Origin of the sequence: Caballeronia sp. PC1 (assembly GCF_021353155.1) — a bacterium.
In the GTDB taxonomy this organism is placed as follows: domain Bacteria; phylum Pseudomonadota; class Gammaproteobacteria; order Burkholderiales; family Burkholderiaceae; genus Caballeronia; species Caballeronia cordobensis.
Map to the genome: position 1 here is coordinate 1,316,850 of NZ_JAJUBH010000001.1, position 20,484 is coordinate 1,337,333.

The 20,484-nt window shown below is 64.2% G+C and carries 22 protein-coding genes; 3 read left to right on the forward strand and 19 right to left on the reverse strand.

Going from position 1 to position 20,484, the window contains the following annotated elements; genetic code table 11:
* Window positions 1–3 precede the first annotated feature (3 nt).
* From LY284_RS06315 to thpR, 12 genes are all read right to left on the reverse strand, one after another.
* Window positions 4–1,497, reverse strand: coding sequence for an NCS1 family nucleobase:cation symporter-1 (locus tag LY284_RS06315; protein WP_014191164.1), 1,494 nt, complete (start codon window positions 1,495–1,497; stop codon window positions 4–6).
* 347 nt (window positions 1,498–1,844) lie between these two features.
* Window positions 1,845–2,591 carry a GntR family transcriptional regulator gene (locus LY284_RS06320; RefSeq protein WP_014191163.1) on the reverse strand — a complete coding sequence of 249 codons (747 nt, stop codon included), beginning with the start codon at window positions 2,589–2,591 and terminating at the stop codon, window positions 1,845–1,847.
* Between the two features lie 295 nt (window positions 2,592–2,886).
* The gene (gene ldcA / locus LY284_RS06325) at window positions 2,887–3,810 is read right to left on the reverse strand and encodes a muramoyltetrapeptide carboxypeptidase (RefSeq protein ID WP_014191162.1); all 924 of its coding nucleotides are present in this window, start codon (window positions 3,808–3,810) and stop codon (window positions 2,887–2,889) included.
* Window positions 3,804–4,412, reverse strand: a complete 609-nt coding sequence (gene tadA, locus LY284_RS06330) for a tRNA adenosine(34) deaminase TadA (RefSeq protein ID WP_014191161.1) — start codon at window positions 4,410–4,412, stop codon at window positions 3,804–3,806. Before tadA ends, ldcA begins: the two co-directional genes overlap by 7 nt.
* Window positions 4,413–4,417: 5 nt before the next feature.
* Window positions 4,418–4,810, reverse strand: coding sequence for a DUF1992 domain-containing protein (locus LY284_RS06335; protein WP_014191160.1), 393 nt, complete (start codon window positions 4,808–4,810; stop codon window positions 4,418–4,420).
* A gap of 277 nt (window positions 4,811–5,087) precedes the next feature.
* Complete coding sequence (locus LY284_RS06340) at window positions 5,088–5,849, reverse strand: ABC transporter ATP-binding protein (protein ID WP_014191159.1); 762 nt, start codon at window positions 5,847–5,849, stop codon at window positions 5,088–5,090.
* Window positions 5,846–6,706 (reverse strand): ABC transporter ATP-binding protein, encoded by an 861-nt coding sequence (locus LY284_RS06345; protein ID WP_050878270.1) that lies wholly within the window; start codon window positions 6,704–6,706, stop codon window positions 5,846–5,848. The genes LY284_RS06340 and LY284_RS06345 overlap by 4 nt, the downstream gene beginning before the upstream one ends.
* A 1-nt stretch (window position 6,707) precedes the next feature.
* Window positions 6,708–7,619: a nickel transporter permease gene (nikC, locus tag LY284_RS06350; RefSeq protein WP_014191157.1), complete on the reverse strand. Its 912-nt coding sequence runs from the start codon at window positions 7,617–7,619 to the stop codon at window positions 6,708–6,710.
* A 19-nt stretch (window positions 7,620–7,638) separates the two neighbouring features.
* Window positions 7,639–8,613, reverse strand: coding sequence for an ABC transporter permease (locus LY284_RS06355; RefSeq protein WP_085952630.1), 975 nt, complete (start codon window positions 8,611–8,613; stop codon window positions 7,639–7,641).
* A gap of 74 nt (window positions 8,614–8,687) precedes the next feature.
* Window positions 8,688–10,274 (reverse strand): ABC transporter substrate-binding protein, encoded by a 1,587-nt coding sequence (locus LY284_RS06360; RefSeq protein ID WP_081478174.1) that lies wholly within the window; start codon window positions 10,272–10,274, stop codon window positions 8,688–8,690.
* A gap of 22 nt (window positions 10,275–10,296) precedes the next feature.
* The gene (gene ddpX / locus LY284_RS06365) at window positions 10,297–10,860 is read right to left on the reverse strand and encodes a D-alanyl-D-alanine dipeptidase (protein ID WP_014191154.1); all 564 of its coding nucleotides are present in this window, start codon (window positions 10,858–10,860) and stop codon (window positions 10,297–10,299) included.
* An 84-nt stretch (window positions 10,861–10,944) separates the two neighbouring features.
* Window positions 10,945–11,520 (reverse strand): RNA 2',3'-cyclic phosphodiesterase, encoded by a 576-nt coding sequence (gene thpR, locus LY284_RS06370; protein WP_014191153.1) that lies wholly within the window; start codon window positions 11,518–11,520, stop codon window positions 10,945–10,947.
* 90 nt (window positions 11,521–11,610) lie between these two features.
* Here thpR and LY284_RS06375 point away from each other — a divergent pair, with 90 nt between their 5' ends.
* Window positions 11,611–12,435, forward strand: a complete 825-nt coding sequence (locus tag LY284_RS06375) for an alpha/beta fold hydrolase (protein WP_231927717.1) — start codon at window positions 11,611–11,613, stop codon at window positions 12,433–12,435.
* A gap of 1 nt (window position 12,436) precedes the next feature.
* Here LY284_RS06375 and guaA read toward each other — a convergent pair whose 3' ends face one another.
* The 3 genes from guaA to guaB form a co-directional block, all read right to left on the reverse strand.
* Window positions 12,437–14,020, reverse strand: a complete 1,584-nt coding sequence (gene guaA / locus LY284_RS06380; protein ID WP_014191151.1) for a glutamine-hydrolyzing GMP synthase — start codon at window positions 14,018–14,020, stop codon at window positions 12,437–12,439.
* Between the two features lie 149 nt (window positions 14,021–14,169).
* Window positions 14,170–14,985, reverse strand: a complete 816-nt coding sequence (locus tag LY284_RS06385) for a hypothetical protein (RefSeq protein WP_014191150.1) — start codon at window positions 14,983–14,985, stop codon at window positions 14,170–14,172.
* A gap of 15 nt (window positions 14,986–15,000) precedes the next feature.
* Window positions 15,001–16,461, reverse strand: a complete 1,461-nt coding sequence (gene guaB, locus LY284_RS06390; protein WP_014191149.1) for an IMP dehydrogenase — start codon at window positions 16,459–16,461, stop codon at window positions 15,001–15,003.
* A 221-nt stretch (window positions 16,462–16,682) separates the two neighbouring features.
* On the opposite strand from guaB, the gene LY284_RS06395 reads away from it, so the two are divergent.
* A complete protein-coding gene (locus tag LY284_RS06395) occupies window positions 16,683–17,663 on the forward strand; it encodes a DMT family transporter (protein ID WP_233385311.1) in 981 nt (326 codons plus the stop codon).
* 6 nt (window positions 17,664–17,669) lie between these two features.
* Here the strand turns inward: LY284_RS06395 and LY284_RS06400 are convergent, their stop codons facing one another.
* Complete coding sequence (locus LY284_RS06400) at window positions 17,670–18,002, reverse strand: RnfH family protein (protein WP_014191147.1); 333 nt, start codon at window positions 18,000–18,002, stop codon at window positions 17,670–17,672.
* Window positions 17,999–18,436: a type II toxin-antitoxin system RatA family toxin gene (locus tag LY284_RS06405; protein ID WP_014191146.1), complete on the reverse strand. Its 438-nt coding sequence runs from the start codon at window positions 18,434–18,436 to the stop codon at window positions 17,999–18,001. Before LY284_RS06405 ends, LY284_RS06400 begins: the two co-directional genes overlap by 4 nt.
* 119 nt (window positions 18,437–18,555) lie before the next feature.
* Between LY284_RS06405 and smpB the strand changes: the two genes are divergently transcribed.
* Complete coding sequence (smpB, locus tag LY284_RS06410) at window positions 18,556–19,005, forward strand: SsrA-binding protein SmpB (RefSeq protein WP_014191145.1); 450 nt, start codon at window positions 18,556–18,558, stop codon at window positions 19,003–19,005.
* A gap of 35 nt (window positions 19,006–19,040) precedes the next feature.
* Here the strand turns inward: smpB and LY284_RS06415 are convergent, their stop codons facing one another.
* Both LY284_RS06415 and LY284_RS06420 read right to left on the reverse strand, forming a co-directional pair.
* Entirely contained in the window at window positions 19,041–19,967 is a 927-nt protein-coding gene (locus LY284_RS06415; RefSeq protein ID WP_045450454.1) for an SPFH domain-containing protein, read from the reverse strand.
* Between the two features lie 29 nt (window positions 19,968–19,996).
* Complete coding sequence (locus LY284_RS06420) at window positions 19,997–20,422, reverse strand: NfeD family protein (protein ID WP_014191143.1); 426 nt, start codon at window positions 20,420–20,422, stop codon at window positions 19,997–19,999.
* Between the last annotated feature and the right edge of the window lie 62 nt (window positions 20,423–20,484).

Below are 20,484 nucleotides of genomic sequence, written 5' to 3' on the forward strand. Positions count from 1 at the left end.
CCTTTAATGCTGCTGCTTGCGGGCGGCGAGGAAGTAATAGAACACCGCGCCCAGCCCCGCACCGATGAACCACGAGAAGTTCGCGGCGCCTTCCAGCGACGGCACCATCACGCAGAGCGTCGCGAGCACGGCGGCCGGCACGAGCGCCATCACCGCGCGGCGGTTCACGCCCTTCGTGTACCAGTACTTGCCCGTCTCGGACACCGTGTAGAGATCGTCGACGGAGAGCTTGCCGCGCTTCACGAGATAGAAGTCGAGAATCAGCACGCCATACAACGGTCCGATGAAGCTGCCGAGAATATCGAGCGTGTAGTGGATCACGGCCGGGTTGTTGAAGAGATTCCACGGCGTGATGAAGATCGACGCGACCGCCGCCATCATCCCGCCCATGCGCCAGCTGATGAGCTTCGGCGCGACGTTCGAGAAGTCGAAGGCCGGCGACACGAAGTTCGCGACGATATTGATGCCGATGGTCGCGATCGTGAAGGTCAGCGCGCCGAGAATCACCGCAGACGGATGATCGATGCGGCCAACCGTCTCCACCGGATCGGTGATCAATTGGCCGAACACCGGCAGCGTCGCCGCGGTGGTGATGACGGTCACGAGCGAGAAGGCCAGGAAGTTGACCGGCAGGCCCCAGAAATTGCCGCGCTTCACGCTGCGAAAGCTCTTGCCGTAGCGCGAGAAGTCGCCGAAGTTGAGCATCGGACCGGAGAAGTACGACACGACCAGCGAGATCGCGGTGATCATCACCGGAATCACTTCCATGCCGTGATACTTCACGCCGCCGAGATTCAGGCCGATGTTCCCGAGGCCCGCGCGCCACACCATGTAGCCGGCGAGAATGAACATCACGACATACACGGCGGGGCCGGCGAAGTCGATGAACTTCTTGATCATCTCCATGCCGCGCCAGAACACCACGGCCTGCAGCACCCAGAGCAGCATGAAGCCCGCCCAGCCGAGCGCCGAGAGCCCGACGAAGCCGTACTTGTGGACATCGGCATAGGGCATCAGCGACGGCACGAACTTCAGCACGACGATGACGAGCGCGCTCGACGCCAGATACGTCTGGATGCCGTACCACGCCACCGCGATGAGCCCGCGAATCACTGCGGGAATGTTCGCGCCGAGCACGCCGAAGGTGGCGCGGCACGCGACGGGATATGGCACACCCGCAACCTGACTCGGCTTGGCGATCAGATTGCACAGCACATTCACGAGCCCGATGCCGATCAACAGCGACACGAGCACCTGCCAGCTCGTCAGGCCGAGCGCGAACAGGCTGCCGGCGAACACGTAGCCGCCGACGCTGTGCACGTCGGACATCCAGAACGCGAAGATGTTGTAGGCGCCCCAGGTCTGATTCTTCAGCGGGGCAAGATCCTCGTTATAGAGGCGGTCGCTGTAACCGGCGGGCAGACTGGGATCATGATCCTCTGTCTGCTCTTGATATTGCGGCAGGGCTGAATTGCCGGAAGCACTGAACTGGGCCATGACGTCTCCTTCATAGGCTTGCGTAATGAAAAAAAGCAAAGGCTTGCGTGACAAGCGTCCATCGATGCCTTAGCCGACCTGTCGAATCGGCGCGGCATTCTTCGGATTTGCGTTTTCGCAGCGGGGCGTAAGGCAAAGAGCGCGCGAGCCCTGGCTCGACGCCCGCCCCGCGGCGGATTTCATTGCACGCTCGGCTGAGCGTCCTGTTCGATGCTGCGCACGCCGCGGATGTTCGCCGCGTGCGACTCTCCACGCGCCCGGCGCAAGGCGCGAGGCACGGCCTCCATTCATTTAGTCCTGCTTGATTCTTTCGATGGCGAAGTCTGCGCTTCGCCGTGTCTCTGCTGCTACGCGTCGAGCGCTCTTTCGCGCTCGGGCGGCCTTGCGAATACTTCCTTCAGATCGACCGCGCCGCGCGCCGGCCGCTCCAGCATCTTCAACTCGACATCGCGCAGATGTTGCGCCATGAGGTCGGTGGCGTGCGCGGCATCGCCGGCATCGAGCGCGGCGAGAATCTGTTCGTGGTCCTCGAAGGAGCACGAGCTCTTGCCGAGCGATTCATACAGCGCCGAGATCAGCGTCGAACGCGCGACGAGCCCCGACAGGCACTCGCACAGCACCGTATTGCCCGTGAGCGATGCGAGCTCGGTGTGAAATTCGCCTGACAGCCTGATCCACGACGAAAAGTCCTGGCTTTCGAACGCGCGGCGCTCTTTGCCGATCGTCGAGCTGATCGACTTGAGCCGGCGCATGCCGTGGCCCTGCGCGATCCGCTGCACCACCGCCAGTTCGATGATGCGGCGCATTTCGAACACTTCGTGCACTTCCTGCAGCGACGGGCTCGCGACGAACGCGCCGCGATTCGGCTCCAGATCGACGAGCCGTTCGTTCGCCAGCTGCGCGAGCGCCTGGCGGACGGTTCCGCGCTTCACGGCGAACACTTCGCACAATTGCGCTTCGGTCAGCTTCGCGCCCGGAGCGAGACGATGTTCGAGGATCGCGGCGCGGATATTCTCGGCGATCGACTCGGCATTCGCGCCGTTCGGAGCGGGATCTGAAGCATTCGATGCAGCACTACGCTTGGTGTCGGACATGATGTGCTCGCTTGCATGTTAAGCATCTTAGAATCGACATAAAGATTGTCAACAATTCATTTTCGAATTTGGCGATTTTGGTGCGGTTCGTGGAGGTCGCGCAGGCGGCATCGCCAGTGTCTATAAGCCTCTACGGGAATTTCCCTCATTTTTGTCAGCATTGCCGCCACTTTTTTGTCGACAATTTAGAGGACCGGCTGGCATGTCGCGAAGTTGCGGTGAAGGTAAGCAAAGACGGTTAGTTGCGAATTAAGAGGCAAAATAAGGCGCTCGTCGAGCGCCCGTCTCATGCGTGTCAAGCCAGATGCGGATAGTCGGACAGCTTCAGCGTGAACCCCCGCTCCGTCGATACGAGATGCGCCGTCGCGCCGAAAGGCAAGGTCAGCAGATTCTCGACGTGACCGAACTGCAAGCCCGTCACGATCGGGATGCCGGTCACGTTGCGAACTTGCTCGATCATCGCGTCGAGCGAATAGCCGTTGTCGTAGTCCGAGAGGCGTCCGCCCGAAAATTCGCCCATCACGATCGCCTGCTGGCGGCCGAGCACGCCCGACTGATGCAGTTGATAGATCATCCGTTCGATCCGAAACGGATGCTCGTTCACATCCTCGATATACAGAATCCCGCCCTCGACCGGCGGAAGATACGGCGTGCCGACGAGCGAGGTCAGAATCGCGAGATTACCGCCCCACAGCATGCCGGTCACATCGACCGTCTGGCGCTGCGGCGCGTTGCTCGTGACCGTGAAGCTCGAATGGGAGATCGCGTTCCAGAAATGCCGCATCGTGAAGGAACTCACTTCTTCCGCGCCAAAATCGCCCGCGAACATCGGCCCGCCGAAGCTCTTCACGCCCGCATGCGCATAGAGCGCGCACTGAATCGCCGTGAAATCGCTGTGTCCGACGATCGCGACCGGCTGATCCGCGAGCCTGCGCAGGCCCAGGTAGTCCAGGCCGTGCAGGATGCGCGACGCGCCGTAACCGCCGCGCACCGCCAGCACGATATCCGGCAGCGAACGCGAAGGGTCGGCCAGGCGATTGAGGTCGGCTGCGCGCTCGGCGTCGGTGCCGCCGAAGCGCTGGAAGCGCCGCCGCGTCGCGTCGACGTTTTCGAGGCGATGCCCTTCCCGGCGCAATCGCCCGATGCCGCGGTCTACGGCCGCCGGATCGTGCGGATAGCCAGACGGCGCGACGAGGTCGATGGTGCGTGATTTCACGATGTTGTCGTTGGATTCGTTGTGTGATCGGCGTGATCGGAGGAATCGGCGGCGGCGCTGCGCCCGGCTTCCCGCGCGCGGCGCGCATCACGCTCATCGCGCGCGAGACGGCGGCGTTCCGCGAAGAAATTCTTGAGCGCGTGTGCGCACTCGTCGGCGAGCACGCCGCCTGTCACCGTGGTGTGATGATTGAGCTGCCCGTTCGCGAACATGTCGACGACACTGCCGCACGCGCCCGTTTTCGGGTCCGCCGCGCCATAGACGACGCGCGCAATGCGCGCATGCATGATCGCGCCCGCGCACATCAGGCACGGCTCCAGCGTCACATAGAGCTCGCAGCCCGGCAACCGGTAATTCTCGAGTTTTTGCGCGGCGGCGCGCAGCGCGGCCATTTCGGCATGCGCGGAAGGATCGTGCCCGCGGATCGGATGATTGAAGCCCGTCGCGATAATTTCGTCGCCGAGGACAATCACCGCGCCCACCGGCACTTCGCCGGCACGGCGGGCTTCTTCGGCGGCGCGTTGCGCGAGCGCCATGAAGCGGCGGTCGCGCTCGATGGAGGAATCGGCGGTGGAGAGCGGATCGGGCGAAGCGCCGGGCAACATCCCGATCACTTCATTTCCAGCGCCACGCGGGACTGCGCGCGCTCCGAGAGCCGCTCGGCGATACGCCGGCGATACTCGTGCGGCACGCAACCGCCGCCCCGCAGCGATTCGAGCGCCATATCGAGCGCGAGCATCTTGGCCTGCAACTGGCAGCGCGCGGTGGGGTCCGTCACGCGATCGAACTCTTCCTGAAGACCGCGCAGCGCGCGCAGTTGCTCCACGGCAGGCGGGACGAAACCCGCGTTCTTGAGGATTCGATTGGCGACACGCACTTCCTCGGGCACGAGGACGTCGTCGTCGAAGTGAAGCGGAGCGCCCGCGCCCGGCAGGTTATGGAACTCGCCACGCGCAGCGGCTTCATTGATCCGCTGTTCGACTAAAGCATCTAGCAATTTCATCGGGGATTACGACCGGCTTTCACCCGCGTACGGGCGCGGTCTGTCACGATTTCCGTTGGTTAGCTCGAAGTCGGAAGGCATCCGGAAACTCACGCTCGGGCGTTGTTCGGCACGTCTCGACAATCCAGCGCCTATTCTATCAGCGCCTAACGCAACGTTTTCGCTCAAGAACCGCGGGTTCGCGGCGCGCCGGTGTATACCGGTCTTATTGGCACGCTTATGCGTCGTTTTCGCAACATTCGTTGACCTGGCCGCAACAACTGTGCTTGTACGATGACTAGGCTCCCTGTTCGCTTTCGAGCCGCGTTCCATCGCCGCCGCGCGTGTAGCCTTCGGTCGCGAGCAGAAGCCGCCGCGTGTACTCGTGGGCGACGTCGCGCGAGCGCACCGCGTCCACGCTGAGTTGCTCGACGATTTCACCATTGCGCATGACCGCGACGCGCTGGCAGAGAAAGCCGATCACCGCGAGGTTGTGACTCACGAGAATCATCGTCAGCCCGCGCTCGCGATGCAGCCGCCGCAACAGGTTCAGGATTTCCGCCTGCACCGAGACATCGAGCGCGGAAGTCGGCTCGTCGAGCAGCAGCACGCGCGGCTCGACGATCAACGCGCGCGCGATCGACACGCGCTGGCGCTGCCCGCCCGAAAGCTGATGCGGATAACGAAACCGGAACGCCGCGCCGAGGCCGACTTCGGCGAGCGCCGCGAGAATGCGCGCGTCCTGATCGCCGATGCCGTTGATCGCGAGCGGCTCGCGCAACGTTTTATCGACGGTAAAACGCGGATGCAACGCGCCGTACGGGTCCTGAAACACCATCTGCACATCGTGCCTGCCGCGCCGCGAACCGATGCGAAGGCTGCCGCCGTGCAGCGGCGTGAGCCCGGCGAGCGCGCGCAGCACGGTCGACTTCCCGCTGCCCGATTCGCCGACGAGCCCGAACACCTCGCCCTCTTCCACGCGCAAGGAAACATCCCGCACGGCATCGACGTGGCCGGTCTTCGTCTTGAAGCGAATGCGCGCGTGGTCGAGATCGATCATCGTTCGTAGGATTCGGTGAGCCACGCGGGATCGCGGCGCAGGGTCGGCAGTTCGTCGGGCGGATTGGCGAGCGGCGGATTCGCCGCGAGCAGCCCGCGCGTGTACGGATGCGTCGCGTGCGCGAGATCGCGCGCAGCGCACGTTTCGACCACGCGGCCGCCGTACATCACCGCGACGCGATCGCAGAAGGACATCACGAGCGGCAGATCGTGGCTGATGAACACGAGCCCCGTGCCATGGCGCTCGATCATCTCGTCGAGCACGGCGAGCACCTGCATCGACACGAGGACGTCGAGCGCGCTCGTGGGTTCATCGGCGATGAGCAGCCGCGGGCCGGCCGAGACCATCATCGCGATCATCACGCGCTGGCCCATGCCGCCGGACAACTCGTGCGGATACGCATCCGCGACGCGCGCCGCATCGCGGATATGCACGGCGTCCAGCGCCGCCACGATGCGCTCGCGCAACGCGCGCCTGCCCTCCTTCACGCCTTGCCGCACGAACGTCTCGCGCATCTGCTGCGCCACGGTCATCACGGGGTTCAGTGAATACTTCGGGTCTTGCAGGATCATGCTCATGCGCGTGCCGCACAGGCGGCGGCGCTCTTTCGGGCGCATCGCGAGCAGGTCGTGCCCTTCGAAACGCAGCGACTTCGCCGACCACTTCGCTTCCGGCGGCAACAGTCCGAGCAGCGCCCGCCCCGTCAACGACTTGCCCGAACCCGATTCCCCGACGATGCCGAGCCGCTCGCCCGGCCGCACCGTCAGCGACACGCCGCGCACGGCCGGCATGAGCACGCCGTCGTGACCGGCGAACGCGACGTCGAGCCCTTCGATTTGCGCGAGCGGCTGCGGCATGTCAGCCCCCATGACGCGGATCGAAGACGTCGCGCAGACCGTCGCCGAGCAGGTTGAACGCGAGACTCACCGCGAGGATCGCGAGACCGGGGATCGTCGCGACCCACCAGGCGTCGAGCAGCACGTTGCGGCCCGCCGCGACCATGTAGCCCCATTCCGGGCTCGGCGGCTGCGCGCCCAGCCCGAGAAAGCCGAGGCCCGCGACGGCGAGAATAATGCCGGCCATGTCGAGCGTCGCGCGCACGATCACCGACGACGAGCACAGCGGCACGATATAGCGCAACAGAATGCGCAGCGGCGACGCGCCTTGCAGACGCGCCACGTGAATGTAGTCGGCCTGCGCGAGCCGCAGCGATTCCGCGCGCGCGAGCCGCGCATAGGGCGGCCATGCGGTGATCGACAGCGCGATCACCGCATTGAGCACGCCGGGACCGAGCGCCGCCGCGAACGCGAGCGCGAGCACGATTTTCGGAAACGCCAGCGCGACATCGGTCACGCGCATCAGCACCGTATCGACGAAACCGCCGCAATAACCGGCCACCGTGCCCATCAGCAGCCCGACCGGCACGACCAGCACGACGACCAGCAGCGCGATCGCCAGCGTGAGGCGCGAGCCATGCACGAGCCGCGAGAAGATATCGCGGCCGAGCTGATCGGTGCCGAACCAGTGCGCGGCGTTCGGCGCCGTCAGCCGTTCGGCGAGCACCTGTTGCAGCGGGTCCCGCGCGACCACCATCGGACCGATGGCCGCGACCACCACGAGCAACAGCAGAATCGCAAGCCCGAGCATGCTGAGCGGATTCGACGAGAACCGCCGCCAGCGCCGGTACGCGCGGCCGAGCGCGGCCTGGCGCGGCGACGCGGGCGTATCGGTGAGCAGCCACGCGCGCCAGTTCGTTCGCGCCGGTTTCATCTGCGCAAGGTCCTCCATGTCAGCGGGCCCGTGGATCGAAGACGCGATACAGCGCATCGGTGAGAAGGTTCAGCGCGATGAACGTCGCGCCGATCACGAGCGTGCTGCCGAGCACCGCGTTCATGTCGGCGTTCAGCAGCGCGCCCGTCAGGTACGAGCCGATGCCCGGCCACGCGAACACGATCTCGGTCAACACCGAGCCTTCGAGCAGATAGCTGTACGCGAGCGCGATCACCGTCAAGAGCGGCACCGCGATGTTGCCGAATGCGTGCCGCCAGATCACGCGGCGCTCGGGCAGGCCCTTCGCGCGCGCGGTCGTCACGTATTCCTGGCTCAACTGTTCGAGCATGAACGAGCGCGTCATGCGCGACAGATATGCGATCGAATAAAACGCGAGCACGCTCGCCGGCAGCGCGATATGCGAGAACGCGTTCCTGAAGACATCCCATTCGCCGGCGATGAGCGAATCGATCAGCAGGCTGCCCGTGCGCGTGTCGACCATGCCGTCGTACATCGGATCGATGCGCCCCGGCCCCGAGACCCAATGCAGCCGCGCGTAGAACAGCAGAAGACCCATCAGCGCGAGCCAGAACACCGGCACGGAGCTGCCCGCGAGCCCGATCACGCGCGCGATGTGATCGACGATGCGATTGTGCTTCACCGCCGCCGCCACGCCGAGCGGCACGCCGATCGCCACGCCGATGAACGTCGAGAGCGTCGCGAGTTCGAGCGTCGCGGGAAAGACGCGTCTGATATCGTCGATGACCGGATTTGCCGTCAGAAGCGAAATGCCGAGATTGCCGTGCAGCACGTCGCGCGCGTAGATCAGAAATTGATCGATGAGCGGCTTGTCAAGGCCGAGCCGCAGCCGCGCGGCCGCGTACGCGCTTGCCGATGCGCGGTCGCCGAGAATCGCGAGCACCGGATCGATCGGAATCTTGCGGCCGATGAAAAACGTGATCGCAAGCAGCCCCGTGAACGTGATGGCGAGCATCGCGATCCAGCGGGCAAGCGCGAGCAGCACGCGCCCCTTCGCGGCGCTCGCGCGGTCGGAAGGCGCAAGCGTGCTCACTGCTTCTTGAGGTTGCGATACGACACGAGATCGTTGATCGGCCCGACTTCGAGACCGGTCACGCCGGGACGCGCCGCCACCTGCGACACCTTCTGGAACATGATGACGAACGGCGACCTGGCAAGCACTTCGCGCTGCATCTTCTCGTAGAGTTGCGCGCGCTTCTTCGTGTCGCTTTCCGCGAGCGCCGCGTTGGTTTCCTTCGTCAGTTGCGGAATGTCCCACGCGTTACGCCACGCGAGCATCTTGTAGCTCGACGCATCCGAGTTATCCGGGTTCCATACGAAACCCTGCGCGTTGCTGTGCGGATCGATGTAATCCGCCGACCACTCGCCGATGTAAATGTCATGCGCCCGCGCGCGATAGCGTCCGAGGGTCTGCTTGTTGTCGCTCGGCATCAGTTGCACCTTGATGCCCGCGAGCGCGAGGTTCGCCTGCACGGCCTGCGCGATCTCGCTGTACGGATAGTCGTTGCGCACGTCCATCTTCACGGTGAAGCCGTTGGCCAGTCCCGCTTTCGCGAGCAGCGCCTTCGCCTTCGCCACGTCCTGGTGATACGGATTTTCGTTGAGCGCGCCGAGAAAGCCTTCGGGCAAGAACGTTTCGTGCACCTTGTAGGTGGTACGGATCACGTTCTTCTGAATGCCCTGATAGTCGATCAGCCACTTCATCGCTTCCCAGACTTCCGGCTTCGCGAGATTCGGGTTCTTGTTGTTCAGGCCGAGATACATGAGCGTCGCCTGCGGAATGGCCGTCGCCTTGATGACGCCCGACTTCGAGAGCGTGTCGAGATCGTCGGGCGAGAGATCGCGTGCGACGTCGATATCGCCGTTCTGGATCATCAGCCGCTGGCTCGCCGCTTCCGTCACGTGACGCAGCACGATGCGCTTCATCGCGAGCGGCATGCGGTAGCCGTCGAAGCGCTGCAGCACGATGCTGTCGTTCGCGGTCCACTTGACGAGCTTGTACGCGCCCGAGCCGGCCTCGTTGGTCTTCAGCCACTCGTTGCCGTAATCGTTGCCCCTGGCGTGCGATTCCACGAGCTTGCGATCCACCACCGACGCCGGCCACGAGCCGAGCACGTTCAGCACGAAGGTCGGCGCATAGCGACGATCCGTCGTCACGGAGACGGTCGTATCGTCGATTTTCTTCACATTCTGCGCGGCGTTCGCCTTGGTCAAGCCAATGCCCGCGAGCACGGCCGCCGCGCCCTTGTCGAGCAAGGCGGTGCGCTGGATCGACCACGCGACGTCGTCGGCCGTGAGCGCGTTGCCCGAGTGGAACTTGAGCCCCGGGCGGATCTTGAACGTGAACGTGAGGCCATCCGGGCTGACGGTCCAGGACTCGGCGACATCGCCATTGAATTTCGACGGGTCTTTCAGATCGACGCGCACCAGCCGGTCATACGTGTTGGCGACGTATTCCTCCGGCACCAGTTCGTAGATTTCGCCGGGGTCGAGCGATGTGAACTCGTCGAGCAGCGTCGCCATGACGAACATGTCCTTCGGCGTCGCCGCACTGGCCGCACTCCCCAGTTCGGCGCCGCACACGACGAACGCCAGCGCCAGAATGACTGCACTCATTTTCATATGCGATTTTCCCCTGTTACATGAGCCGCAGCGGGCCGCTTTCTTCGTTGTCGATCAAAGCAAGTTCGCGCGAACCTGGCAATTCGTAATGCCACCACTCGCTTTTGATGTGCGTGAATCCCGCGCCGTGCATGACGCCCAGCAGCAGCGTGCGGTTGCGCTGCACCGGCTCCGGCAAATCCAGATGAAAGTGTTCGGATTCGACGACCATCGCGTCGAAGCCCGTGCCCATGTCGAGTTCGTTGCCTTGCCGGTCGACGAGTGTCAGGTCCACGGCCGTGCCGCGGCTATGATTCGAGCCGCGCCCCAGTTCGGCGATAAAGTTGGGATCGGGCAGGAAATCCCACAGCACTTTCTGGGCTTGCGGCGGACGATAGGCATCGAAAATCCGCAACGTCATGCCGATGCTGCGCGCGATATCGACTGCCTTGCGCAATGCGGCTTCCGCGGGTTCGAGCAGCAGGCAATGCTGGGCTTTGTAGATCGGCTTGCCGGTGAAATTGCGATCGGTCGCGTAGACGAGATCGATCTGGACGTCATGCGTTTCGGGCGTGATGGGCAACAGGCGGGATCGAGTCATGTGGGGCGCGGCCTGAATATCGATAGACGAACCTTAACGCGGAAGAAAAATCCGCGAAACCCTCTGTCGGATGGTTTCGGCAAATTACGATTCGAGCGGCCAGCGCGCAAGCACTTCGTATTGCGATTTGCCGAGGCGGCTGCGCACCAGCGCGAACTCGTGCGCGGTCCAGGCGACGGGCGAGACGGCCTCGCGATGGACGCGGCGCTCGTCGTACAGCAGCGTCACGTGGGGCTTGAACTCGGGATGGCGTTTGAGCGGAATTCCGGCGTCGTCCAGCGCGGCGCCGAGAGCGTGTTCAAGCGCGCCGAGCGACTCGCTGATCTCGCCGGAGAGAACCAATGGGCGCTTGGCGCGGCGGCCGGAAAAGCTCTCGATGCGGTCGAGGACGATATCGACCGGTGGGAACGCCGTTTGCGCCGCTGCTGTGCGTGCCTGCGCGATGAGATCGGCGGGAAGGCCCGCGAACGCGCCGAGGTAATGCAAGGTGATGTGAAGGCGATCGGCGGGAATCGGCCTTCCCTTCAGCTTGTGACTGGCGCACAGACGCGCGCTCAGTTCGGCGATGCGCGCGGCGGCGGATGCGGTCGGATAGAGGGCGAAGAAGAGAGAATCGGTGGGGCGGGCCCGGCCAACGGGATCGGCATGCGTTGTGTCCATTTTTCACCCTTTTGCGCTCGATACACCTTTTCTCGCTTCGGTGTCCATAGTGAAATAGCGTCATCGCTTCGAACCCGTTCAAGGATCGACATGAACACCTTCTGCGTGGCCGAATGCGGCACCGTCCTTCGTTATCTGGATGTATATGCCGGCGCGACGCCGCTCGTGTTCATCCACGGCCTCGGATGCGCTTCGAGCAGTGATTATGCGCCCGTCGTTGCCTCGGACGCCTACTTCAAAGGTCGATCGCTGTTGCTCGACCTCATGGGCGCGGGCTTCAGCGACAAACCCACGGACGGCGAATACGGTTCGGATGCGCAAGCCGCCGTTCTGGCCGAATTCATCGCTCAAACGGGATTCGAGCGCGTGAATCTCTTCGGCCACAGCGCCGGGGCGTTTATCGCGATGAAGCTGGCGCGGCGTCTTCGCGAGCACGTCGGCGCAGTCATTTTGTGCGAACCCGGATTGAACGAGTATGGCGTGGCGATGCTATCGGAGATGACTTCCGTGACCGAAGCGCAATTCGTCCACGGCGGCTTTTCGGAATGGCTGGCGCAATTGAAGGCGCAGGGTACGAACGACGCGTGGCTGGGGCCGTTTTCCGTCGCTTCGCCTCACGCGATATACCGTTGGGCGCGCTCCGCCCTCGACGATAACGCGGGGAACTGGCTGGACGACCTCGCCAATCTGGATGCGGCGAAGGGGATCATCCTGTCGGAAAAAGCGGCGGGCGATGAGATAGAGCAGTTCGAGCGGGCGGGCTGCGCCGTCGAGCGCGTGGCCGATGCGGAGCACATGATCGCCTACGATAACCCCGATGGTCTGGCGCGGGCGATCAGCGCCCTGCTTCGCCCGGGCAATCGAGACATCATGCCTGCGGGCGAGGCCGAAGCCTCGCCCGCGGCGCGAAGTTAGATCATTCCCACTCGATCGTCGCAGGCGGCTTCCCGGAAATGTCGTACACCACGCGATTGATCCCGCGCACTTCGTTGATGATGCGATTCGACACATGCCCGAGCAGGTCGTGCGGCAGATGCGCCCAATGCGCGGTCATGAAATCCAGCGTCTGCACGGCGCGCAGCGCAACGACGTATTCATACGTGCGCCCGTCGCCCATCACGCCGACGCTCTTCACCGGCAGAAACACCGCGAACGCCTGGCTCGTCAGGTCGTACCACGACTTGCCCGTTTCCTTGTCGATGGTGTTGCGCAGCGTCTCGATGAAAATCGCGTCCGCGCGGCGCAGCAGATCGGCAAATTCGCGCTTCACTTCGCCGAGAATCCGCACGCCGAGGCCCGGCCCCGGGAACGGATGGCGGTACACCATCGCGGGCGGCAAGCCGAGCTTCACGCCGAGTTCGCGCACTTCGTCCTTGAAAAGCTCGCGCAGCGGTTCGAGCAGCTTCAGGTTAAGCGTTTCCGGCAGGCCGCCGACGTTATGGTGGCTCTTGATCGTGTGCGCGCCCTTCTTGCCCTTGCCCGCCGACTCGATCACATCCGGATAGATCGTGCCTTGCGCGAGCCACTTCGCGTCCGTGATCTTGTCCGATTCCTGATGGAACACTTCGACGAACTCCGCGCCGATGATCTTGCGCTTCGCCTCCGGATCGGTCACGCCGGCGAGCTTCTGCAGGAAGGCCTCGCTCGCATCGATATGGATGACCTTCACGCCGAGGTGATCAGCGAAAGTTGACATCACCTGCTCCGCCTCGTTCTGACGCAGCAGGCCGTGATCGACGAACACGCAGGTCAGCTGGTCTCCGATCGCGCGATGCAAGAGCGCCGCCGCCACCGACGAATCCACGCCGCCCGACAAGCCGAGAATCACGTGCTCATCGCCGACCTGCGCGCGGATCTTCTCCACCGCTTCGTCGATGTAATGGCCCATTTCCCAGTCCGCCTGCGCGCCGCACAGCTCCAGCACGAAGCGATCGAGCATCGCGCGGCCCTGCACCGTATGCGTGACTTCCGGATGCCACTGCAAACCGTAGAAGCGGCGGTCGTCGTCGGCCATCGCGGCGATCGGGCACGACGGCGTCGACGCCATCAATTTGAACCCAGCGGGCAAATCGACGACCTTGTCGCCGTGGCTCATCCACACCTTGAGCATGGAGTCGCCCTGTGCGCTCGCGAAGTCCTGAATGCCTTCGAGGAAACCCGTGTGGTTCAGCGCCTGCACTTCCGCGTAGCCGAACTCGCGCACGGTGCCGAGTTCGACCTTGCCGCCGAGCTGGTCGGCCATCGTCTGCATGCCGTAGCAGATGCCGAGCACCGGCACGCCGAGATCGAAGACGATTTGCGGGGCGCGCGGCGACTTGGCCTCGTGGACCGAGTTCGGCCCGCCCGACAGGATGATGCCCTTCGGCGCGAATTCGCGGATGAACGTCTCGTCGACGTCGTACGGATGGATTTCCGAGTAGACATGCGACTCGCGGATACGCCGGGCGATCAGTTGGGTGACTTGGGAGCCGAAATCGAGAATCAGGATTTTGTCGTGCATGGCTGCGGCCAAAGGCTAAGTGAACGAATGATGACGGGGCTGCCGGGACGCGGCTTCGCGCGGCCCGCCTGCAAATAAATCGACGGCCGGCGCGAAGGCCGACCGTGCTTGTGCTTCACGTTTGCGCTGCGTGTTTTCCGCTGCCGCGCTCATCGTGGGGCGCGGCCCGCGTCGGGCGCGAGCGGATCGACTCGTCTGCCCGTCGCCGGATCGATCTCGCCGCTGATGACAGGCTCGATGCGCCTGCCGGTGACGGGATCGATCGCGCGGCCCGTCACCGGGTCGAGCGTGCCGCCCGTGACGGGATCGACCGCGCCGTCCGGATGCGCGCGCACGGCGGCCGGCGGGATCGGGGAAATCGGCGAAATCGGTGAAGCGGGATCGAGCGGACGGCCCGACGAATCGATCGCGCGGCCCGAAACCGGGTCGATGGCGGTCGCGTCGGGCGCGCGCGCCGCGGGGCGCGGGGTATCCACCGCCTCCGCGCGCGTGACTTCGCGCTTTTGCGCGGCCTTTTTCTCCGCGCGCTGTGCCGACGCCGCGCCGGCCTGCGCCGCGCGCTCGCGCCGCCGCACCGCCGACGACAGCCTCACGCTGCCGAGGCCCAGCACCAGCAGTACGATGCCGACCACCGCCGCGCTCATCTGACCGAAGCCATCGACCTGGGGCGTTTTCAGCCCGAGCAGCCAGACCAGCACGATCACGCCCGAGAGCCATTCCACGTGGCCGGACACCCGCGCGGCCCGCGCGGTCAACGCGCCGTCGACCGCCGCATGAAACGCGAGCCACGCGAGACCGACGAGCGCAAGGCCGAGCAACTGCCCCGCGAACGCGGGCTGCACGCGGATCGAATCCAGTTGCAGCGCGCCGTACAAGCCTGGCCACGGCGTCAGCAGGAACAACACGCCGAACGCGACGAAAATCAGGGCATTGACGACGAGCACGACCCGCAGCAACGGTTTCATGATCAGTCCGCGTAGTTAATCGACGTGATAATTGGGCGCTTCCTTGGTGATCTGCACGTCGTGCACGTGCGACTCGCGCATGCCGGCCGCCGTGATCTGCACGAATTCCGCCTTCTCGTGCATCTCGGCGATGGTGCGGCAGCCGCAATAGCCCATGCTCGCGCGCACGCCACCGACGATCTGGAACAGGATCGCGTTCACCGAGCCCTTGTAGGCCACACGGCCTTCGATGCCTTCCGGCACGAGCTTGTCGATGTTCGCCGAATTGTCCTGGAAGTAGCGGTCCGCGGCGCCGTCCTTCATCGCGCCGACCGAGCCCATGCCGCGGTACGACTTGTACTGGCGGCCCTGATACAGGAACACGTCGCCCGGCGATTCTTCGGTGCCCGCGAGCATGCTGCCCATCATCACGACGTTCGCGCCCGCGGCAAGCGCCTTGGAGACGTCGCCGGAGAAACGCACGCCGCCGTCTGCGATGACCGGCACGCCGCTGCCGCGCAGCGCTTCGGACACGTTGGCGATCGCCGTGATCTGCGGCACGCCCACGCCCGCGACGATACGCGTCGTGCAGATGGAGCCCGGGCCGATGCCGACCTTCACCGCATCCGCGCCGTATTCGACGAGCGACTTCGCCGCCGCCGCCGTCGCGATGTTGCCGCCGATGACCTGCACGTGCGGATAGTTCTGCTTGACCCAGCGCACGCGTTCGAGCACGCCCTGGCTATGGCCGTGCGCGGTATCGACGACGATCACGTCGACGCCGGCCGCCGCGAGCAGCTCGACGCGCTCTTCATTGTCCGCACCCACGCCCACTGCCGCGCCCACACGCAGCTTGCCGTCCTGATCTTTACAGGCGTCCGGGTTTTCGGTCTGCTTGGTGATGTCCTTCACCGTCATCAGGCCGCGCAATTCGAACGCGTCGTTGACGACCAGCACGCGTTCCAGGCGATGGCTGTGCATCAGCGCCTTCGCCTCGGCCAGCGACGTGCCTTCCTTGACCGTCACGAGACGCTCGCGCGGCGTCATGATGTTGCGCACCGGCTCGTCCAGGCGCTCCTCGAAACGCAGATCGCGGTTGGTGACGATGCCGATCAGTTGCGCGCCCTCGACCACCGGAAAGCCCGAAATGCCATGCTGCTGCGTGAGCGCGATGACGTCGCGCACGCGCATTTGCGGCGGCACGGTGATCGGGTCGCGCACGACGCCCGACTCGAAACGCTTGACCTTCGCGACTTCGCGGGCCTGTTCCTTGGCGGTGAGATTCTTGTGGACGATGCCGATGCCGCCCATCTGCGCCATGGCGATGGCGAGCCGGCCTTCGGTGACGGTGTCCATGGCGGCGGACACGAGCGGCATGTTCAGGGAGATGTTGCGAGTCAGCTGGGATTTCAGGCTGGTGTCGCGCGGGAGAACGCTGGAAAACGCGGGCACGAGGAGCACGTCATCGAACGTGAGTGCTTTCTGGATCAGACGCATGGCAAATCCTATGGGCGCAAAAGCAGATTATACCGATAGTTCCCCGCATTTTCACTGCCCGAACAGCAGCTTACGCGATTCGCCCGCAAAATCCGGGCCGCCGGCGGCGGCGATTCGGCCGCAAATCTGGCAGTTCGGCGGGTGCAGTTTTCGACAAGACGGCCGGCCGGGGGCGCGCTACTCTTCGCCCCGTCAATAGGAATAAACGCAGGGAGCGGGCAATGCAGCGCGGTGTGATGTACGGAATGGCGGCGGGCGCGATCTGGGGCTTCATTTTTCTCGCGCCCCGGCTTTTGCCCGATTTTGCTCCGTTGACGCTGTCGATCGGGCGCTATCTGATGTACGGCGCCGTCTCGCTCGCGGTCGCGCTGCCGTTTGCGCGCAAGCTCGTCACAAAACTCACGCGCGCGGATTTCATCGCGCTGGTGAAGCTCGCGCTCGTCGGCAACCTGCTCTACTACATGCTGCTCGCGAGCGCGGTGCAACTGGTGGGCGTCGCGCCGTCGTCGCTGATCGTCGGCATTTTGCCGGTGACGGTCACGCTCGCCGGGCGGCGCGATCACGGCGCGGTCGATCTCAGGCGTCTCGCCGGCCCTCTGCTGCTGATTCTGGCGGGCATCGCGTGCATCAATGTCGATGTGTTCAGCGACGTGCTCGCCTCCTCCGCCAGCGGCGAGCATGCGACGGGCGTGCTCACGCGCGTAGCCGGTCTCGCCTGCGCGCTCGGGGCGCTCGCGTCCTGGACGTGGTACGCGGTCGTCAACGCACGCTATCTGCAGGCGAACCGCCACTTCGACGGCTACGAATGGTCAGTGTTGTGGGGCATCGTGACGGGGCTGCTCGGCGTCGTGCTGGGCCTGATCGTATGGATGCTGCCGGCGGGCGCCGTGCAGGCAAGCGTGCCGGCCGCGCGCTGGCATCTCTTCTGGATCGTGTGTATTGCGCTGGCGACGGGCGGTTCGTGGCTCGGCAACATGCTGTGGAATGCGGCGGCGAAGCGCCTGCCTTTGACGCTCGCGGGCCAAATGATCGTGTTCGAAACGCTCTTCGCGCTGCTCTACGCGTTCGTCTACGATGGCCGCTGGCCGCGCACGCCCGAAGTGTTCGCGATCGCGCTGCTGCTCATCGGAGTGTGCTGGTCGGTCAGGCAGCATACGGTGGGCGCGGCGCCCGCCGTCGCGAGCGAAGCGCCCGCGCACTGAACCGGTTCAGGTCGAGCGCGAATCCTTCGACTGCCACTTGCGCCCTTCGATCGACCCGGCCTTGCGGGTTTTCTGGACGCGGCGCTGGCGCGCCGTCTTGGGATCCACTTTCAGCGGACGATAAATCTCCACGCGATCGAAGTTCGCGAGCGCGGCGTCGAGCGGCGTCAGCTTGCCGAACACGCCGATCTTCTGCGTCGCGAGATCGATGTCCCGATGCGCGCTCAGCACGCCGCTCGCCTCGATCGCATCGCGCACCGTCGCGCCTTCGCGCAGATCGACGCGGGCGAGAAAACTCGCGCCGCCGGGCAGTCCGTAACACACGTCGATCTGCATCATGGCTTGCCGTAGCGCTGATCCGCGCGCTTCACGAATGAATCGACGAACGTATTGGCGATATGGCTGAACACCGGCCCGATGAGCTTCTCCAGGATCACGTTGGAGAACTCGTAATGCAGTGCGAATTCGATCTTGCACGCGTCCGCGCGCAGCGGCGTGAAGTGCCAGTAGCCGGTGAACTTCTTGAAAGGGCCGCTCAGGAACTCCATATCGATGTTGGTGGGCCGCTTCTGAGTGTTGCGCGTCGCGAAATGCTGCTTGATGCCCTTGAAGCTGATGTCGATCTTCGCTTCCATGCCATTCTCGTCCTGGCGGCCGATCTCGACGCCGCCGCACCAGGGCAGAAAATTGGGATAGTCGGCGACATCGGTGACGAGGTCGAACATTTCTTCCGCTGAATGGCGGATCAATACGGTTTTCTGAACGTCTGCCATATAGGGCGCAGCGGTGGCTTAATTGGGCGGCAACGCGCAAGAGAACGCGGCGGTAGTTCGAATGCCGGGCGGCGCGCTGCTAAAATCGTGATTTTAAACGAGTTGGGCACTTTCCATTCATGAGCATCATCGACAACAGAAAAGCTTTCTTCGATTACTTCGTCGAAGAGCGCTACGAGGCCGGTCTCGTGCTCGAAGGCTGGGAAGTCAAGGCGCTGCGCGCGGGCCGCGGACAGATCAAGGAGGGCTACGTCGTCATCAAGCAAGGCGAGCTCTTTTTGATCGGCACGCATATCAGCCCGCTGCCCGAGGCGTCGAAGTTCGCCAATCTGGACCCGGTGCGCACGCGCAAGCTGCTCTTGCATCGCGACCAGATCGACAAACTCATCGGCAAGGTCGAGCAGCGCGGCCATACGCTCGTGCCGCTCAACTTCCACTACAAGGACGGCCGCGTGAAGTGCGAAATCGGCCTTGCGAAGGGCAAGAAGCTGCACGACAAACGCGAGACTGAAAAGAAACGCGACTGGGAACGCGAGCGCGGGCGGCTCATGCGGAGCGCGGCGCGATAAAGCGAATCGGGGCGCTCATGAGCGCCCCGATTGTCTTATGCCTTTTTGACGACGCCGCCGCCCTCACCCCTCACGATCGTCAACGCCGACGCGATCATCGAACTCATGTCCGACAGATTGCCCGGCACGATCAACGTGTTGCCGGTCTTCGCGATGTTGCCGAACGCGCCGACATACTGCTCCGCGATCTTCAGGTTGACCGCTTCCATACCGCCCGCGGTCTGAATGGCGGTGCCGATCTTTTGAATCGCCTGCGCGTTCGCCTCGGCCACAGCGAGAATCGCCGACGCCTCGCCCTGCGCCTGATTGATCGCCGCCTGACGCTCGCCTTCCGACTTCTGGATCGCCGCCTCGCGCGCGCCCGCGGCGAGGTTGATTTGCTCCTGCTTGCGGCCTTCGGACGCCGCGATCAGCGCGCGTTTTTCCCGCTCGGCGGTGATCTGCTGCTGCATGGCGTGCAGAATCTCCTTGGGCGGCGTCAGATCCTTGATCTCGTAGCGCAGCACTTTCACGCCCCAGTTCGCGGCGGCTTCATCGAGCGCGTTGACGATGCTCTGGTTGATGAAATCGCGCTCCTCGAAGGTCTTGTCGAGTTCCAGCTTGCCGATGACGGAACGCAGCGTGGTCTGCGACAACTGCGTGATCGCGAACACGAAGTTGCTCGAACCGTACGACGCCTTCATCGCGTCCGTCACCTGGAAGTACAGCACGCCGTCGACCTGCAACTGCGTGTTGTCGCGCGTGATGCAGACCTGGCTCGGCACTTCGAGCGGAATCTCCTTGAGCATGTGCTTGTAGGCGATCCGGTCGATGAAGGGCAGCACGATGTTCAGGCCCGGCGTGAGCGTGCCGTGATAGCGGCCAAGGCGCTCCAGCACCCAGGCATGCTGCTGCGGAACGATCTTGACCGTGTTCATCACGATTACGATCGCGATGACGAGCAGGACAAGTGCGAAATACATTGTTTTTCTCCTTATTTCACTGACTTCGACTAACGTTTAGCGGCGACGATAAGCCGGTTGCCGTCGAGCGCGGTGATGCGATACAGCCTCGCGCCTTCCGACTCCCCGGGCGCGAGTTCGACGTCCCACTGCGCGCCGCGATACATCGCCCGCGCGCGGCCATCGCGCCATTGCTCGACCTGCAGCGTCGCGCCGATGTCCAGATTCACGGCCGCGTCGCGCGAAGCGTCGTTGGGCCGCTTCCAGTTGCCGAAGCGCGAACGCCTCAGCACCGCGACGGCGATGAGCGCGACGAGCGCCGCCGCGCCGATCTGCACATGCGCGAGCGCGCCCATGACGAACGCGATGCCGCCCGCGATCAATCCGAGCGCGATCATCAGCAAATAGAACGTACCGGTGAACAACTCCGCGACGATCAGCGCGCCCGCCGCGAACCACCAGATCAGCCCAATCATCCTGGTCTCCAAACGAAAACACCCCGGAACAAAATCGTTCCGGGGTGTTTTTTATAGCACGC